The organism is Streptomyces parvus, from assembly GCF_032121415.1.
Lineage (GTDB): Bacteria > Actinomycetota > Actinomycetes > Streptomycetales > Streptomycetaceae > Streptomyces > Streptomyces globisporus_A.
In genome coordinates, this window is sequence record NZ_CP135079.1 from 4,418,884 (window position 1) to 4,434,594 (window position 15,711).

Annotated in this window: 15 protein-coding genes and 1 pseudogene; 10 read left to right on the top strand and 6 right to left on the bottom strand. The window is 72.5% G+C overall.

Translation table 11 applies throughout. From position 1 onward, the window contains the following. Nucleotides 1-41: 41 nt before the first annotated feature. The 3 genes from mmpB to RNL97_RS21090 form a co-directional block, all read right to left on the bottom strand. On the bottom strand, nt 42-170 hold the full coding sequence (gene mmpB / locus RNL97_RS21080; protein WP_006127106.1) for a morphogenic membrane protein MmpB: 129 nt from the start codon (nt 168-170) through the stop codon (nt 42-44). A 75-nt stretch (nt 171-245) separates the two neighbouring features. Further along, nucleotides 246-452: an acyl-CoA carboxylase epsilon subunit gene (locus tag RNL97_RS21085; protein WP_030576134.1), complete on the bottom strand. Its 207-nt coding sequence runs from the start codon at nt 450-452 to the stop codon at nt 246-248. Between the two features lie 44 nt (nt 453-496). After that, complete coding sequence (locus RNL97_RS21090; protein WP_030576138.1) at nt 497-2,077, bottom strand: acyl-CoA carboxylase subunit beta; 1,581 nt, start codon at nt 2,075-2,077, stop codon at nt 497-499. 217 nt (nt 2,078-2,294) lie between these two features. On the opposite strand from RNL97_RS21090, the gene RNL97_RS21095 reads away from it, so the two are divergent. From RNL97_RS21095 to hutH, 5 genes are all read left to right on the top strand, one after another. Then, entirely contained in the window at nt 2,295-3,164 is an 870-nt protein-coding gene (locus tag RNL97_RS21095) for a biotin--[acetyl-CoA-carboxylase] ligase (protein ID WP_030576147.1), read from the top strand. 202 nt (nt 3,165-3,366) lie between these two features. Then, a complete protein-coding gene (locus tag RNL97_RS21100; RefSeq protein WP_030576150.1) occupies nt 3,367-4,557 on the top strand; it encodes an adenylate/guanylate cyclase domain-containing protein in 1,191 nt (396 codons plus the stop codon). A 158-nt stretch (nt 4,558-4,715) separates the two neighbouring features. After that, complete coding sequence (locus RNL97_RS21105) at nt 4,716-5,528, top strand: enoyl-CoA hydratase/isomerase family protein (protein ID WP_030576153.1); 813 nt, start codon at nt 4,716-4,718, stop codon at nt 5,526-5,528. A gap of 103 nt (nt 5,529-5,631) precedes the next feature. After that, nucleotides 5,632-6,786, top strand: coding sequence for a GGDEF domain-containing protein (locus RNL97_RS21110; protein ID WP_243314922.1), 1,155 nt, complete (start codon nt 5,632-5,634; stop codon nt 6,784-6,786). Nucleotides 6,787-6,862: 76 nt separating this feature from the next. After that, nucleotides 6,863-8,413 (top strand): histidine ammonia-lyase, encoded by a 1,551-nt coding sequence (hutH, locus tag RNL97_RS21115; RefSeq protein ID WP_243314924.1) that lies wholly within the window; start codon nt 6,863-6,865, stop codon nt 8,411-8,413. A 77-nt stretch (nt 8,414-8,490) separates the two neighbouring features. Here hutH and RNL97_RS21120 read toward each other — a convergent pair whose 3' ends face one another. Further along, the gene (locus RNL97_RS21120; RefSeq protein ID WP_030576162.1) at nt 8,491-8,790 is read right to left on the bottom strand and encodes a hypothetical protein; all 300 of its coding nucleotides are present in this window, start codon (nt 8,788-8,790) and stop codon (nt 8,491-8,493) included. 107 nt (nt 8,791-8,897) lie between these two features. On the opposite strand from RNL97_RS21120, the gene RNL97_RS21125 reads away from it, so the two are divergent. The 3 genes from RNL97_RS21125 to RNL97_RS21135 all read left to right on the top strand — a co-directional run bounded on the left by RNL97_RS21125 (nt 8,898) and on the right by RNL97_RS21135 (nt 11,469). After that, entirely contained in the window at nt 8,898-9,320 is a 423-nt protein-coding gene (locus RNL97_RS21125; RefSeq protein WP_234313320.1) for a hypothetical protein, read from the top strand. A 263-nt stretch (nt 9,321-9,583) separates the two neighbouring features. Beyond that, complete coding sequence (locus RNL97_RS21130) at nt 9,584-10,852, top strand: L,D-transpeptidase (RefSeq protein WP_030576167.1); 1,269 nt, start codon at nt 9,584-9,586, stop codon at nt 10,850-10,852. A 242-nt stretch (nt 10,853-11,094) separates the two neighbouring features. Then, nucleotides 11,095-11,469 carry a DUF1330 domain-containing protein gene (locus RNL97_RS21135; RefSeq protein ID WP_030576169.1) on the top strand — a complete coding sequence of 125 codons (375 nt, stop codon included), beginning with the start codon at nt 11,095-11,097 and terminating at the stop codon, nt 11,467-11,469. A gap of 230 nt (nt 11,470-11,699) precedes the next feature. Here the strand turns inward: RNL97_RS21135 and RNL97_RS21140 are convergent. Beyond that, nucleotides 11,700-12,128, bottom strand: a pseudogene (locus RNL97_RS21140) (RDD family protein); the annotation flags it as partial. Nucleotides 12,129-12,646: 518 nt separating this feature from the next. On the opposite strand from RNL97_RS21140, the gene gdhA reads away from it, so the two are divergent. Continuing rightward, on the top strand, nt 12,647-14,035 hold the full coding sequence (gdhA, locus tag RNL97_RS21145; protein ID WP_030576175.1) for an NADP-specific glutamate dehydrogenase: 1,389 nt from the start codon (nt 12,647-12,649) through the stop codon (nt 14,033-14,035). Nucleotides 14,036-14,262: 227 nt separating this feature from the next. Continuing rightward, nucleotides 14,263-14,691 carry a helix-turn-helix domain-containing protein gene (locus RNL97_RS21150; protein WP_030576178.1) on the top strand — a complete coding sequence of 143 codons (429 nt, stop codon included), beginning with the start codon at nt 14,263-14,265 and terminating at the stop codon, nt 14,689-14,691. Nucleotides 14,692-14,708: 17 nt separating this feature from the next. On the opposite strand, the gene RNL97_RS21155 is transcribed toward RNL97_RS21150, so the two are convergent. Beyond that, nucleotides 14,709-15,623 (bottom strand): alpha/beta fold hydrolase, encoded by a 915-nt coding sequence (locus RNL97_RS21155; protein WP_243314931.1) that lies wholly within the window; start codon nt 15,621-15,623, stop codon nt 14,709-14,711. Nucleotides 15,624-15,711 lie beyond the last annotated feature (88 nt).

The window sequence follows — 15,711 nt, forward strand, 5'->3', positions numbered from 1 at the left end:
CCGAGTACGCCACGGATGCCGAGCACGCCGCGGATGCCGGGTCAGCGGATGCCGAGCACGAACATCGCCAGCAGCATCGCCAGCGCCAGCAGCACGCCCGCTCTGCGCATCATCGCCTGGGCGTCGCGCAGTTCCTTCGGCGGCTTGTTCTCGGGGTCGGACCAGAGCATGGTTCCGATCCTGCTGCGCCGGGCGCCGCCGCGCCTGAGTACGGGTACTCAAGAGCGGCGGCGCCCGGTTCCGGCTCAGGCGGGCCAGTACGTCCGGGCCCAGGCCCGGGGGCCCGGCCACGGGCGGCCGGTACGGGCGATACGGCCCGGGTCGGACCACTGCTCGGGCGGCAGCGGGGCCCCGGACGTCACGGCGGACGCGGCGGCGGCACGCGCCTGGACCACCGCCACGGCGGCGGCCAGCTCCTCCGGGGTGGGGTTGCCCCGTACGACCTTGATCATGGGCAGACCTCTCTGTGCGACAGGGCGGGCAGGCGGGCCGACGGCTACAGCGGGATGTTGCCGTGCTTCTTCGGGGGAAGGGATTCCCGCTTCGTACGGAGTTGACGCAGGCCCTTGACGATGTGGGCCCGGGTGTCGGACGGCATGATCACCCCGTCGACGTAACCGCGCTCGGCCGCCACGTACGGGTTGAGCAGCGTGTCCTCGTAGTCCGCCATCAGCTCGGCGCGGGTCGCCTCCGGGTCCTCGGCGGCGGCGATGGTGCGGCGGTGCAGGATGTTCACCGCGCCCTGCGCGCCCATGACGGCGACCTGCGCGGTCGGCCAGGCGAGGTTGAGGTCGGCCCCCAGGTGCTTGGAGCCCATCACGTCGTACGCGCCGCCGAAGGCCTTGCGGGTGATGACGGTGATCAGCGGGACCGTGGCCTCCGCGTAGGCGTAGATCAGCTTCGCGCCGCGCCGGATGATGCCGCCGTACTCCTGGTCCACGCCCGGCAGGAAGCCCGGCACGTCCACGAAGGTGATGACGGGGACGTTGAACGCGTCGCAGGTGCGGACGAAGCGGGCCGCCTTCTCGCTCGCGTTGATGTCCAGGCAACCGGCGAACTGCATCGGCTGGTTGGCGACGATCCCGACCGGGTGGCCCTCGACCCTGCCGAAGCCGGTGATGATGTTCGGCGCGAACAGGGCCTGGGTCTCCAGGAATTCGGCGTCGTCCAGGACGTGCTCGATCGCGGTGTGCATGTCGTACGGCTGGTTCGCCGAGTCCGGGATCAGCGTGTCCAGCTCGCGGTCCTCGTCCGTGATCGTGAGGTCCGCCTCCTCCGGGAAGGCCGGGGCCTCGGAGAGGTTGTTCGAAGGCAGGTACGAGAGCAGGGACTTGACGTACTCGATGGCGTCCTTCTCGTCGCCCGCCATGTGGTGCGCCACCCCGGAGGTGGTGTTGTGCGTACGGGCGCCGCCCAGCTCCTCGAAGCCGACGTCCTCACCGGTGACCGTCTTGATGACGTCGGGTCCGGTGATGAACATGTGCGAGGTCTGGTCGACCATGACCGTGAAGTCGGTGATCGCGGGGGAGTAGACCGCACCGCCCGCGCACGGGCCGACGATCAGCGAGATCTGCGGGATCACGCCGGAGGCGTGCACGTTGCGGCGGAAGATCTCGGCGAAGAGGCCGAGTGCCACCACGCCCTCCTGGATGCGCGCGCCGCCGCCGTCGTTGATGCCGATGACCGGGCAGCCGGTCTTCAGCGCGAAGTCCATGACCTTGACGATCTTCTCGCCGTAGACCTCGCCGAGCGAGCCGCCGAAGATCGTGAAGTCCTGCGAGTACACGCAGACCGGGCGGCCGTCGACCGTGCCGTAACCGGTGACGACCCCGTCCCCGTACGGGCGGTTCTTCTCGATGCCGAAGTTGGTGGAGCGGTGCCGGGCGAACTCGTCGAGCTCCACGAAGGAGCCCTCGTCCAGGAGCAGCTCGACCCGCTCACGGGCGGTCAGCTTGCCCTTGGCGTGCTGCTTCTCGACCGCGCGGGCCGAACCGGCGTGCGTCGCTTCGTCGATGCGGCGCGTCAGGTCCGCGAGCTTGCCGGCGGTGGTGTGGATGTCGCTTTGCGGCTCGGACATCGGGGGAGGCTCCCTGCCTGGTCACGGGGACGACGACCGGATGGTGGTCACGGGGGGACGGGCGGTCGTCCGTCCGGCTGTGCGGCTACTGACTCGTAACGCGGATGGTGGTTTCTGCTCTGGCGCTGTGTTCGTAACTCTGCGGTTACTGCCTCGTAGGGTATCGGCGCGCCTCCGGAAAGGCAGTGCGTCCTTTGCCACACCTAGGCTGGGTTGCATGACACCACCGGATGCGTCACACAGCCGCTGGTCGGACCTCGACCGGCCCCCTCTCAACGTGACCGCGCTGCGCCGCGGCCTGCTGCGGCCCGACGCGCTGTGGGCGTCGCTGGAGGTCGTGGAGTCCACCGGGTCCACCAACACCGACCTCGCCGAGCGGGCCCGTGCCGGGGCGGTGGCCGAGGGCACGGTGCTGGTCGCCGAGGAGCAGACCGCGGGGCGCGGACGGCTGGAGCGGAGCTGGACCGCGCCGCCCCGCTCGGGGCTGTTCTTCTCGGTCTACCTGGAGCCGGGCGGCATCCCGGTGGAGCGGTGGGGGTGGGTGCCGCTGCTGGCCGGGGTCGCCGCGGCGACCGGGCTCGCCAAGTCGGCCGGTGTCGACATGTCGCTCAAGTGGCCCAACGACCTGCTGGTCACGGTGGAGGGGAAGGAGCGCAAGACCGGCGGCATCCTCGGCGAGTTCGCCGGGGACGGCATCGTCGTGGGCCTCGGCGTCAACGTCTCCCTGCGCGCCGGTGAACTGCCCGCCCCCACCGCGGGCTCCCTCGCCCTCGCCGGGGCGGTCTCCACCGACCGGGAGACCCTGCTGCGGGCCGTCCTGCGCTCGGTGGAGCACTGGTACGGGGTGTGGAAGGCGGCCGACGGCGACGCGGCCGCGAGCGGGCTCCAGGCCGCCTACGCGGCGGGCTGCGCGACGCTCGACCGGACGGTGCGGGCCGAGCTGCCGGGGGGTGCTTCCCTGGTCGGCGAGGCGGTCGCGATCGACGGGGACGGCCGGCTGATCCTCTCCGCCGAGGACGGGCTCCAGCAGCCGGTGTCGGCCGGGGACATCGTCCACCTGCGCGGCGCGGCGGGCGGCCTGACCTGAGGGGCCCCGCCCCCCGATGGCGTACGGAGGTGAGAGCGCCTACGCCCGGGATGTCACGCGCGACGCACCCGCAACGGGCAACCAAGGACGTGAGCCAGAGCACACCTGCCGTATTGTTGAGGCGATCCAGCGACAGATCACTGTTGGGGCGATCAGCGACAGATCGGCAGGCAGTGCGCAGGGAACGGGCAGGAGGCGGCTGGTGACCGTCGGCGACACGTCGTCCGGCGCGGGTGAGGAGCCCGGGGCGGACTCCTCGGTCCACGCCACACCCCACCACGAGGTCGACCACACGGTGGAGCCGACCGACGACCCCCTCGCCATCCGCCTCGAAGCGCTGATCCTGGGGGCCGACCGGCGCTACACGCCCTTCCAGGCGGCCCGCACCGCCGGGGTCTCGATGGATCTGGCCTCCCGGTTCTGGCGGGCCATGGGCTTCGCCGACATCGGCCAGGCCAAGGCGCTCACCGAGGCCGACGTCCTCGCCCTGCGGCGGCTCGCGGGTCTCGTCGAGGCGGGGCTGCTCAGCGAGCCGATGGCGATCCAGGTCGCCCGCTCCACCGGGCAGACCACCGCCCGGCTGGCCGAATGGCAGATCGACTCCTTCCTGGAGGGGCTGACCGAGCCGCCCGAGCCCGGCATGACCCGCACCGAGGTCACGTATCCGCTGGTCGAGCTGTTGCTCCCGGAGCTCCAGGAGTTCCTCGTCTACGTGTGGCGGCGCCAGCTGGCCGCCGCCACCGGGCGGGTCGTGCAGGCGGCGGACGACGAGGAGATGGTCGACCGGCGGCTCGCGGTCGGCTTCGCGGACCTGGTCGGCTTCACCCGGCTGACCCGGCGCCTGGAGGAGGAGGAGCTCGGCGAGCTGGTCGAGTCCTTCGAGACGACCGCCGCCGACCTGGTCGCCGCGCACGGCGGCCGGCTCATCAAGACCCTCGGTGACGAGGTCCTCTTCGCCGCCGACGACGCGGGCACGGCCGCGGAGATAGCGCTCCGGCTGATCGAGGCGATGTCCCAGGACGAGACGATGCCCGCCCTGCGCGTCGGCATCGCCTTCGGCACGGTCACCACCCGGATGGGCGATGTGTTCGGCACCACGGTGAACCTCGCCAGCCGGCTCACCTCGATAGCTCCGAAGGACGCCGTCCTGGTCGACGGGGCGTTCGCCAAGGAGCTGGTCCGTCACGGCGACGCCCCCGAGTCCGAGGCGCAGGCCGCAGAGGCCGTCGCCGAACGGGCCCGGCTCGCCGAGAAGGAGGGCCGCGAGCCCGAGGACCAGCCGCCGCTGCCGACCTACCGCTTCGGGCTCCAGCCGATGTGGCAGCGCCCGGTGCGCGGGCTCGGTGTGGTGGAGCCGTGGCTGCTGGCCCGCCGGGGCAAGACGGGCTCCTGACCTCTCCCGCCCGTCACGCCCGCGCTTTCGGGCTCGCCCTGTCGGTACGGCGGTCCCCCTGTCTAGGATTCCTGCCGGATAACGCTCGTTAACGGCTAGGGGCGTCGTCCCACGGCTGTCGTCAACCGACAGCGCCGTCAACCGACAGGGGTGCAGCCATGACCGTCACGTCCGAGCAGCGGTTCGGGGAGTTCGTCGTCGTACGGCGGCACGAGGGGCAGGACCACGTCGCCGAGCTGGTCCTCGACCGCCCCAAGGCCATGAACGCCGTCTCCACCGACATGGCCCGCTCGATCGCCGCCGCCTGCGACGCGCTCGGCGCCGACCGGGACGTCCGGGTGACCGTCCTGACCTCCAGCCATGAGCGGGCCTTCTGTGTGGGTGCGGACCTCAAGGAGCGCAACTCCTTCTCCGACGCCGACCTCGTCCGCCAGCGGCCCACCGCCCGCGCCGCCTACACCGGGGTCCTGGAGCTGCCGATGCCGGTGATCGCCGCCGTGCACGGCTTCGCCCTCGGCGGCGGCTTCGAACTCGCCCTCGCCTGCGATGTGATCGTCGCCGACGCCACCGCCGTGGTCGGGCTGCCCGAGGTGTCCGTGGGCGTCATCCCGGGCGGCGGCGGTACGCAGTTGCTGCCGCGCCGGGTGGGCGCGGCCCGCGCCGCCGAGCTGGTGTTCAGCGCCCGGCGCGTCGAGGCCGCCGAGGCGCGCGAACTGGGGCTGGTGGACGAGCTGGTCGCGGCGGGCCGGGACCGCGAGGAGGCCCTCGCGCTGGGCGCCCGGATCGCCGCCAACTCGCCGGTCGGGCTGCGTGCGGCCAAGAAGGCGCTCCGGCTGGGGCAGGGGCTCGATCTGCGGGCGGGCCTGGAGGTCGAGGACGCGGCCTGGCGGTCGGTGGCCTTCTCCGGCGACCGGGCGGAGGGCGTGGCCGCGTTCAACGAGAAGCGGCGCCCGAACTGGCCCGGCGAGTGACGCCCCGCGTGCGTGACGCAGGGTGATCTTCCCGCGCGAAATAGTGGAGATCAGTGACGCACCAAACTGATCAAAAGGGGGTAAATCTACATAGGCTGTAGAAATGGGTGGTGACGACGAACGGCTGCGGGCCGTGGTTTCGCTGGCGCAGACCATGGCCGCGGCCCATACGCCGCGCGAATCGTGGCGGGCGGCGGCGCTGGGCGCCTGCGATGCGCTGAACGGCAGCTTCGCCGCGCTCTCCGTGTGGGAGCGGGACCGGGGCAGGCTGCGGGTGCTGGTGAACGCGGGGCAACGGGCCGAGGGGGAGGAGGAGTTCCCCGAGGAGGAGGCCTACCCGGTCCACGAGTTCCCGGAGATCACCGAGTTCCTGCACGAGCGCTGGGCCGGCGGCGGCGAGCCCGACGCCTGGGTGGAGACCGCCGACGGGCCGGCCGGAGCGGGCGGCCCGGCGCGCGGTGCCCGCCGGTACTGCCACCAGCGGGTCGCCGCGCTGCGGCGGCGTGGCCGGGGCTGCTGCGTGGTCGCGCCGATCGTGCTGCACGGCCGGGCGTGGGGCGAGCTGTATGTGGCGCGACCGGCCGGGCAGCCCGTCTTCGACCGGGCCGACGCCGACTTCGCGACCGTGCTCGCCGCCGTCGTGGCCTCCGGGATCGCCCAGACCGAACGCCTGGAGGAGGTCCGCAAGCTGGCCTTCACCGATCCGCTGACCGGCCTCGCCAACCGCCGCGCGGTCGACATCCAGCTCGACGAGGCCGTCGAGCGGCACCGGGTCGACGCCACGGTCGTCAGCCTCGTCGTCTGCGACCTGAACGGCCTCAAGGCGGTGAACGACACCCACGGCCACGCGGTCGGCGACCGCCTGCTGGAACGTTTCGGCTCGGTGCTGTCCCTGTGCGGGGCGATGCTGCCGGAGGCGCTCGCGGCGCGGCTCGGCGGCGATGAGTTCTGCCTGCTCGCGGCGGGCCCCCCGGCCGACGCGGTGGTCGGGGTCGCCACCGAGCTCTGCGACCGGGCGGCGGTGATCGAGCTGGGCGACGGCGTCGCCTGCGGGGTGGCGTCGACCGGCGACCCGATCGGGCCGGTGCGCTCGGCCCGGCGGCTGTTCCGGCTCGCGGACGCCGCCCAGTACCGGGCCAAGGCCGCCGGCTCCCGGGGTCCGGTGGTGGCCGGGCGGGACGGCGAGGTCATCCGGCTCGCGGACTCCCCGCCGAAGTCCGCTCACGACCGGCGCAGACTGCGCGGCAACCGGCCGTGAGCCCGGCGGGTGCCGTAAGGGGCCCTGTGCGGCAGCAGTAGTGACATGGAGGGTTTCAGTCCGTACGCTGCTGAATATGGATATGCACACTGTCGTGGTGGGGACGTCCGGAACCGCCGCCGAGGACGTCGTCGCCGTGGCCCGCCACGGTGCCCGGGTCGAGCTCTCCGCCGCCGCCGTGGACGCGCTCGCCGCCGCCCGTCTCATCGTGGACGCGCTCGCCGCCAAGCCCGAGCCGGTCTACGGCGTCTCCACCGGCTTCGGCGCCCTCGCCAGCCGCCACATCGGCCACGAGCTGCGGGCCCAGCTCCAGCGCAACATCGTCCGCTCGCACGCCGCCGGCATGGGCCCGCGCGTCGAGCGCGAGGTCGTCCGCGCGCTGATGTTCCTCCGGCTGAAGACGGTCGCCTCCGGCCACACCGGCGTGCGCCCCGAGGTCGCGCAGACCATGGCGGACCTGCTGAACGCGGGCATCACGCCCGTCGTCCACGAATACGGCTCGCTCGGCTGCTCCGGCGACCTCGCGCCCCTCTCGCACTGCGCGCTCACCCTGATGGGCGAGGGCGAGGCGGAGGGCCCCGACGGCACGGTCCGCCCGGCCGGTGAACTGCTCGCCGCCCACGGCATCGCCCCGGTGGAGCTGGCCGAGAAGGAGGGCCTGGCCCTCCTCAACGGCACCGACGGCATGCTCGGCATGCTGGTCATGGCCCTCGCCGACCTGAAGAACCTCTACACGTCCGCCGACATCACCGCCGCCCTCTCCCTGGAGGCGCTGCTCGGCACGGACAAGGTGCTCGCCCCCGAACTGCACGCCATCCGCCCGCACCCCGGTCAGGGCGCCAGCGCGGACAACATGCTGCGGGTGCTGGCCGGTTCAGGGCTGACGGGCCATCACCAGGACGACGCGCCCCGGGTCCAGGACGCCTACTCGGTGCGCTGCGCCCCCCAGGTCAACGGTGCGGGGCGCGACACCCTCGACTACGCGGCCGTCGTCGCGGGCCGCGAACTGGCCTCGGCGGTGGACAACCCGGTGGTCCTGCCCGATGGCCGGGTCGAGTCCAACGGCAACTTCCACGGCGCGCCCGTCGCGTACGTGCTGGACTTCCTCGCGATCGTCGCCGCCGATCTCGGCTCCATCTGCGAACGCCGCACCGACCGGCTGCTCGACAAGAACCGCTCGCACGGGCTGCCGCCGTTCCTCGCGGACGACGCGGGGGTCGACTCCGGGCTGATGATCGCCCAGTACACACAGGCCGCCCTGGTCAGCGAGATGAAGCGGCTCGCCGTCCCCGCGTCCGCAGACTCCATCCCCTCCTCCGCGATGCAGGAGGACCACGTCTCCATGGGCTGGTCCGCCGCGCGCAAACTCCGTACCGCCGTGGACAACCTGGCCCGGATCGTCGCCGTCGAGCTGTACGCCGCGACCCGCGCGGTGGAGCTGCGCGCCGCCGAGGGTCTCGTCCCCGCCCCCGCCTCGCAGGCCGCCGTGGCCGCGCTGCGGGCAGCCGGCGCCGAGGGCCCGGGCCCGGACCGCTTCCTCGCGCCGGACCTGGCCGCCGCCGACACGTTCGTACGGGAAGGGCGCCTGGTCGCGGCCGTGGAGCCGGTCACCGGGCCGCTGGCCTGATCCGGTCCCGTGCGCGTACGGAGGAGGATCCCCGCGCCGGGGGGCGGGGACCTCTTCGTATGCGCACCCGTGCCGGGTCAGTAGGCCGAGCGCGTCCCGGAGTGGCGTACCGAGTAGGTGACGAAGCCCGCGCCGATGCCCAACAGGGCGGTGCCGCCGATGAGGTACGGGGTGGTGTCCAGACCGGGACCGGTGTCGGCGAGGCGCACCTCGGAGGCGTCGTCGGCCTTGCCGGCGGTCCGGCCGGACGTGGCGGCGGGGCCGCCCTGCCGCTCGGCGTTCTCACCGGTCGCGTTGGCCGACGGGACGAACCAGAGAGCGGCCAGCAGCGTGCCTGCGGCGGTGGCGGTCAGGAGTGTGCGACGAGCGACGGACACAGATTCGATCCCCTTGCGACAACCATGAGTTAGCCCCGTGGGCCGATGCTAAGCAAAGCAGCGGGTCGGTGGAAAGTCGTGCCCCCGCAGGGCCGTACGCTCCGGCCATGAGCACAGATGAGACATCCAGGTTTGTTCGACTTCGCGTCGAGATGGTGCTGGAGGTCACCGACCTCGACGCCCTGACCGGCACCGCCCTCGAATCGATCGCCGCCGAGTACGGGGAGCCCGTCGCCGGCGTCGGAGGGAGCGGGTCCGCCGAGGAGCGGATGCATGCCGAGGCCACGGTCCGGGCAGACGGTGCAGAGGCCCTCGCCTCCCTGGTCGACCCCTTCGACCTGGTCAGCGAGGTGCCCGGGGTCGAGCTCGCGCAGGCCTCCTGGAGCAGCGAATCCATCGAGTACGACCCCGACGCGGAGGGCTGGGACGACGCGGACGACGGCGAGGAGGGGCTCTTCCTGCCGGAGGACGGGGACGACGAGGAGGGGTACGGCGACACGGTCGCGCACAATGGGAAGAACGACGGCTAGGACGGTGACCCCGCGCAGCGGGTGTGACGTGTGAGGACACCGGCCCCGGCCCCGCTCGGCTGCGGACCGGGGCCGCGCCGTGCGGCGAAGGAAACCGGGGCCCGACCGCGGGAACCACGGCTGCCGGGGCGGCGTCGATGAGTGGTGTTCCCCACATCTGTCGTGGATGCGGAACGGAGCGCCCTTTCCGGGTGTTCTTGGAACATTGACGGGGAGTGCCGCCTGTGCGGTCCCGTCCGGGGATTTTGGGGAATTCGGCAACGATGGAGAAGCGTGTGATGACGGACAGCAAGCGGCGCAAGGGCCTCATGGCCGTGTCCGCACTGCTCGGCGGCGTGCTGGTGCTTTCGGCCTGTACCGACGACGGCGACAAGGGCGGCAAAACGAGCGCCGGGAGTTCGGAGTCGTCGCAGCAGGAGGTGGACAAGGCGGCAGCCGCGGACGCCTCCGAGGCGCAGATAGCGATCAAGCCGAAGAACGGCGCGACCAACGCCAGCATCAACAACGCGGCCCAGGTCACCGTCGCCAAGGGCAAGCTGACCAAGGTCGTCATGACGACGGCGGACGGCACCCCGGTCGAGGGCACGCTGGCGGCCGACGGCTCCAGCTGGAAGCCCACGAACCAGCTGGAACGCTCCACCACGTACAAGATCGACGCCACGGCGGCCGACTCGAAGGGCCGCGAGGCCCACGAGAACAGCTCCTTCACCACCGTCTCGCCCGACAACAGCTTCATCGGGAACTTCACCCCCGAGGACGGCTCCACGGTCGGCGTCGGGATGCCCGTCTCGATCAACTTCAACAAGGAGATCACGGACAAGAAGGCCGTCCAGGACGGCATCACCGTGACCTCCAGCAGCGGCCAGGAGGTCGTGGGCCACTGGTTCAACGGCCAGCGCCTGGACTTCCGCCCGAAGGACTACTGGCAGGGCGGCTCCAGCGTCACCCTGAAGCTGGCGCTCGACGGCGTCGAGGGGGCGGACGGCGTCTTCGGCGTCCAGCAGAAGACCGTCACCTTCAAGATCGGCCGCAACCAGGTCTCCACCGTCGACGCGAAGACCAAGCAGATGACGGTCACCCGCGACGGCAAGATCATCAAGACGATCCCGATCTCCGCCGGCTCCCCCGACAACCCCACGTACAACGGTCAGATGGTGATCTCCGAGAAGCACAAGGAGACCCGGATGAACGGCGCCACCGTCGGCTTCACCGATGACGACGGCAAGGGCGAGTACGACATCAAGGACGTGCCGCACGCCATGCGCCTGTCCACGTCGGGCACCTTCATCCACGGCAACTACTGGGGCAAGGGCATCTTCGGCAACGCCAACACCAGCCACGGCTGTGTGGGCCTCGCCGACGTGAAGGGCGCGAACGACCCCAGCGCCCCCGGTGCCTGGTTCTACGACAACTCGCTCATCGGCGACGTGGTCATCGTCAAGAACTCCCCGGACAAGACGATCACCCCGGACAACGGCCTCAACGGCTGGAACATGAGCTGGGCGGAGTGGACGGCCGGCTCCCAGGCCTGACCCACCCACCGGCTCCCCTTCCCGGTCCGCCGGCCCCCTCCTCCGCACCACCCCCGTCCCCGCCCGAAGGCGGCGGCCCGGAAGCCCCGGGACCGCCGCCTTCGGCGTGTCCGGGGCACGGCAGGCCCCGTCCCGCACGGCCTCCGCATGACCTTTGAGGTAATCGACGTTCTCCGCCCCGCCCGGCAGCATCGGGGGTGTCACGAAGAGCACCCCGACCCGATCGCACGGAGGACCGGACCATGACCGCGTACGCCATCGCCCACCTGCGCCCCGCCGACGGCCCCGTCCAGGACGAGGTGCTGAGCTACATCGAGCGGATCCAGGCCACCATGGAGCCCTACGGAGGCCGCTTCCTCGTGCACGGCGCCGAGGTGGAGGTGGTGGAGGGGTCCTGGCCGGGCGCGCTGGTCATGGTCGGCTTTCCCGGCGTGGCGGAGGCCCACGCCTGGTACGCGTCCCCGGCCTACCAGGAGATCCTGCCGCTGCGCACCCGGCACCTGGACGGTGACGTGGTGATCGTTCCCGGCGTCGGCCCGGAGTACGACGCGTCGGCCACGGCGGCGGCGATGCGGGCGGCGCGGGAGCGGGTGGCGGGGCAGGGCTCCGACCGCTGAGCCGCCGCGAGGGATCACCCGCCGCGAGGGATCACCCGCCGCGAGGGATCAGCCACCGAGCGGGGATCAGCAGCCGCGAGGAATCAGTCCGTACGCCCCTGGACCGCCGCCCGGTAGGACCGCAGATCGCTGCGCCGCACCTGGCGTACCCCCGCGAGGTCCTCGTACGGCTCGGCAGGGCGTCCCGCGGGGCGCTCGGGGCCGCCGGCCGCCGCCGGGCCGCGGAGCCGGGCCGCCCGGTAGGACCGCAGATCGCTGCGCCGCACCTGGCGTACCCCCGCGAGGTCCTCGTACGGCTCGGCAGGGCGTCCCGCGGGGCGCTCGGGGCCGCCGGCCGCCGCCGGGCCGCGGAGCCGGCGCCAGGGCTGGAGCGGTAGCCAGAGGAGCCCGTACAGCCAGCGCAGCACCAGCCTGCGGAAGCCCGGCCGGCCCGCGTCGGGCAGCCGGATCACCCGGACGCCCATGATCAGCTTTCCGGCGCTCGCCCGGACGGCCATGGTCAGCAGCACCTGGTTGGCGAAGGAGAGCACGATCAGCTGGACGACCAGCAGGGCGACCGCGCGTCCCGTCCCGCCGGAGTCCAGGCAGGACCGCACCAGCAGCCCGACGGCCAGCAGGCACAGGTAGGCGTCGAGCCCGACCGCCAGATACCGCCGCATGTCCCCCGTGCCCCTGGGCAGGCGCGGCTGCCTGCGGGGCCCCGGGGCGGGATAGGCGGAGGGGCGGGCGTACGCCGGATACGCCGCTCGCGCGGGCGGCTGCACGGAGGGCGGCGGGGGCGGGGCCGGGCGGGGCACCGGCGGGCCGTCCCCGGCCCGGTGCGCCCCCCGCGACGCACGTAGCTCGTCAGGAGGCTGCCCTCTCCGACGCCCCCGTGGCTTCGTCATGGGGGCATCATGACTGATCGTCAGGCAGGGTGTCCCCGTTCCTGACGGGTAACAACCGCGCCGGTGGTTGTTTCCCCTCACCCGCACGGTCGAGCCGCCACGCATCGGTGCGCGGCCGGGGCGGGGAAGCGCCTGACCAGGAGCCCGGGTGCTGATCAAAACGCCTGATCATGGCCAATATGTGGATGGTCCTCGAAGATCATCGGGCCGCGTTGGACAATCGGACCGGTGGCGCTCTCCGGGACGGAGGCGCCGACGCGCACGAGCCGACCACGGAAGGTCTTGATCAGATGCCGGTCATCCCCGACTCGCCCGACTCCGCCCGCACGCAGGACGCCGCAGCCCGTGTCATCGAGCCGCTCTACGCCGAGATCCTGCGCCGCAACCAGGGTGAGCAGGAGTTCCACCAGGCGGTGCGTGAGGTCCTGGAGACGCTCGGGCCGGTGCTGACACAGCGCCCCGAGTTCGTCGACGCCCGCATCATCGAGCGCATATGCGAGCCGGAGCGCCAGCTGATCTTCCGGGTGCCGTGGTCGGACGACTCCGGCGACATCCACGTCAACCGCGGCTTCCGGGTGGAGTTCTCCAGCTCGCTGGGTCCGTACAAGGGCGGGCTGCGCTTCCACCCCTCGGTCAACCTCGGCATCGTGAAGTTCCTCGGCTTCGAGCAGATCTTCAAGAACGCCCTCACCGGCATGCCCATCGGGGGTGGCAAGGGCGGCGCCGACTTCGACCCCAAGGGCCGGTCAGACGCCGAGATCATGCGGTTCTGCCAGTCGTTCATGACCGAACTCCACCGCCACCTGGGCGAGTACACCGACGTGCCCGCCGGTGACATCGGCGTCGGCGGCCGGGAGATCGGCTACCTCTTCGGCCAGTACAAGCGGATCACCAACCGTTACGAGTCCGGCGTCCTCACCGGCAAGGGCCTCGGCTGGGGCGGCGCGCAGGCCCGTACGGAGGCCACCGGCTACGGCACGGTCCTGTTCACCGCCGAGATGCTGCGCAGCCGCGGCGAGTCGCTGGAGGGCCAGACCGTCGCGGTCTCCGGCTCGGGCAACGTGGCCATCTACGCCATCGAGAAGGCCCAGCAACTCGGTGCGACCGTCATCACCTGCTCGGACTCCGGCGGTTACGTCGTCGACGAGAAGGGCATCGACCTCGCCCTCCTCAAGGAGATCAAGGAGGCCGGCCGCGGCCGGGTCGCGGAGTACGCCGAACGGCGCGGCTCCCACGCCCGGTTCGTGCCCGGTACGGGCGTGTGGTCGGTCCCCGCGGATGTGGCCCTGCCCTGCGCCACGCAGAACGAACTCCACGAGGCCGACGCGCTGAACCTCGTACGCAACGGGGTCAAGGCGGTCGCGGAGGGCGCCAACATGCCCACCACGCCGGAGGCGGTCCGGGTCCTCCAGGAGGCGGGCGTCGCCTTCGCGCCGGGCAAGGCGGCCAACGCGGGCGGGGTCGCGACGAGCGCGCTGGAGATGCAGCAGAACGCGTCGAGGGACTCGTGGACCTTCGCCCACACCGAGGAGCGCCTCGCCGAGATCATGCGGCACATCCACGACTCCTGCCACACGACAGCGGAGCGCTACGGCAGCCCCGGCAACTACGTGGTGGGCGCGAACATCGCGGGCTTCGAGCTGGTCGCGGACGCGATGCTGGCGCAGGGGCTGATCTGACGGACGCTGATCCGACAGACCCCGGGTGCGGTGGTGCGGGCCCCCACCGCACCCGGCCGCACGGGTGAGCGGCGTCCGGACCTCAGGGTGATGCGCCGTCGTATGCGCTCCATGAGAGCGGAGCCATGACGGCGAAGATCTTTCACGCAACTTCGCCGACAGCAGATCCGCCCGGAGCGCAACGCCCACCCCGTGCCGAGGGGGCGCCGGGCTTCTAGGCTGGGACGGTGACCATCCGAGCGACGAACCAGGCCGACGTGATCCCCCTGCGCCCGCTCCCCACGGCGGCGGACCCGGCACCCCCGGCGCTGCCCCGGGAGCCGCTCTGGCGTGACCTCGTCGGGGAGGTGCTGCGCCGTGAACGCCGGGCGCAGGGCCGGACGTTGAAGGACGTGTCCGACGCGTCCCGGATCTCCATGGCGTACCTCTCCGAGGTGGAGCGCGGCCGCAAGGAAGCCTCCTCGGAGGTGCTGGCCGCCGCCGCCCAGGCGCTCGGCCTGACCCTCGCCGACCTCCTGGCCCTGGCCGGCGAGCGGCTGGTGAGCCTCACAGCGGCCCGGACCCGGTCCCGGTCGCTGGGGGCGGCGGGCGGGCACCGGCCCGTTGGGCCTGCGGCCCCGGCGGGTCCGATGGGCGGCGTCCTGCTGGCGGCCTGAGTGACCGGGGGCGGGCGTCACGCCCGCTCGTCGACCCGGGTGGAGCTGTCCGCGAGCGTCCGCACGGCGGCCGCGACCGCTGTGTACCGCTCGCGCGGGATGTCGTGCCCGACGCCCGGCTGGAGGACGAGCCGGGCGTCGCGGATCGCAGCGGCGGTGGCGCGCCCCGCGGAGGGCTTGAGCAGTGGGTCGTCCGTCCCGTGCAGCACCAGCGCGGGGACGCGCAGTTCGGACAGGGACGGGCCGTGCCAGGCCGCGCCGATCTGGCGGGACTGGGCGTCCGGGTCCGCGATGCCGGAGTCCGCGTCGGCGGTGATCCGGTCCAGGGTCCCCGCCTCGTCGAAGGGGTAGCCGGGCGAGGCGCAGAGCCGCGCCACCGCGAGCCCTGCCGCGATCCGCTCCTCCCGGTCCCGGGCGGGCTTGATGCGGGCGAACTTCGCGAGCGTGCCGAGCCGCAGATGGCGGAAGGCCCGCAGCCCGGTCGCATCGCTGGGCAGCGACGCGGACGAGCTGAGCGTGCGCACCCGGTCCGGGTGGCGCAGGGCGACGCGCTGGGCGACCACCCCGCCCAGCGAGTGCCCGAAGAGATGCGCCGACTCCCAGCCGAGCGCGTCCATGACGGCGACGGCGTCGTCGGCCATGTCCTCGGCGGTGTAGGCGCCTCCGCGACCTGCGGCCAGGGCGGCGAAGGGGTTGCCCCGTGAGGTGTTCCTCGGCAGCCGGGTGGACTCGCCGGCATCCCGCTGGTCGTAGCGGGCGACGGCGAACCCGGCGTCGGCGAAGGCCGCGCACAGCTGTCCGGGCCACCAGTGCCGGGAGACCGCGAGCCCCATCACCAGGAGCAGCGGTTCGCCGTCCGCGCCCTCCTGGAGCCGGTCGTGGGCGAGCTCGACGGCGCCGTTGCGGGCGAAGCGGCGTTCGGTCCAGGTCATGGCGGGCTCCTTCGACGGCGAGCGGTCTAATACTGCGAACAGTGTTCGCAGTATTAGACTACAGCCGAAGCCTGGCGACCTACAGGAA

What these genes read in the sequence shown, in the direction of transcription:
- mmpB (WP_006127106.1), bottom strand. Translation starts at nt 170, where the DNA reads ATGCTCTGGTCCGACCCCGAGAACAAGCCGCCGAAGGAACTGCGCGAC.
- RNL97_RS21085 (WP_030576134.1), bottom strand. Translation starts at nt 452, where the DNA reads ATGATCAAGGTCGTACGGGGCAACCCCACCCCGGAGGAGCTGGCCGCC.
- RNL97_RS21090 (WP_030576138.1), bottom strand. Translation starts at nt 2,077, where the DNA reads ATGTCCGAGCCGCAAAGCGACATCCACACCACCGCCGGCAAGCTCGCG.
- RNL97_RS21095 (WP_030576147.1), top strand. Translation starts at nt 2,295, where the DNA reads ATGACACCACCGGATGCGTCACACAGCCGCTGGTCGGACCTCGACCGG.
- RNL97_RS21105 (WP_030576153.1), top strand. Translation starts at nt 4,716, where the DNA reads ATGACCGTCACGTCCGAGCAGCGGTTCGGGGAGTTCGTCGTCGTACGG.
- RNL97_RS21110 (WP_243314922.1), top strand. Translation starts at nt 5,632, where the DNA reads ATGGGTGGTGACGACGAACGGCTGCGGGCCGTGGTTTCGCTGGCGCAG.
- hutH (WP_243314924.1), top strand. Translation starts at nt 6,863, where the DNA reads ATGGATATGCACACTGTCGTGGTGGGGACGTCCGGAACCGCCGCCGAG.
- RNL97_RS21125 (WP_234313320.1), top strand. Translation starts at nt 8,898, where the DNA reads ATGAGCACAGATGAGACATCCAGGTTTGTTCGACTTCGCGTCGAGATG.
- RNL97_RS21130 (WP_030576167.1), top strand. Translation starts at nt 9,584, where the DNA reads ATGGAGAAGCGTGTGATGACGGACAGCAAGCGGCGCAAGGGCCTCATG.
- RNL97_RS21135 (WP_030576169.1), top strand. Translation starts at nt 11,095, where the DNA reads ATGACCGCGTACGCCATCGCCCACCTGCGCCCCGCCGACGGCCCCGTC.
- gdhA (WP_030576175.1), top strand. Translation starts at nt 12,647, where the DNA reads ATGCCGGTCATCCCCGACTCGCCCGACTCCGCCCGCACGCAGGACGCC.
- RNL97_RS21155 (WP_243314931.1), bottom strand. Translation starts at nt 15,623, where the DNA reads ATGACCTGGACCGAACGCCGCTTCGCCCGCAACGGCGCCGTCGAGCTC.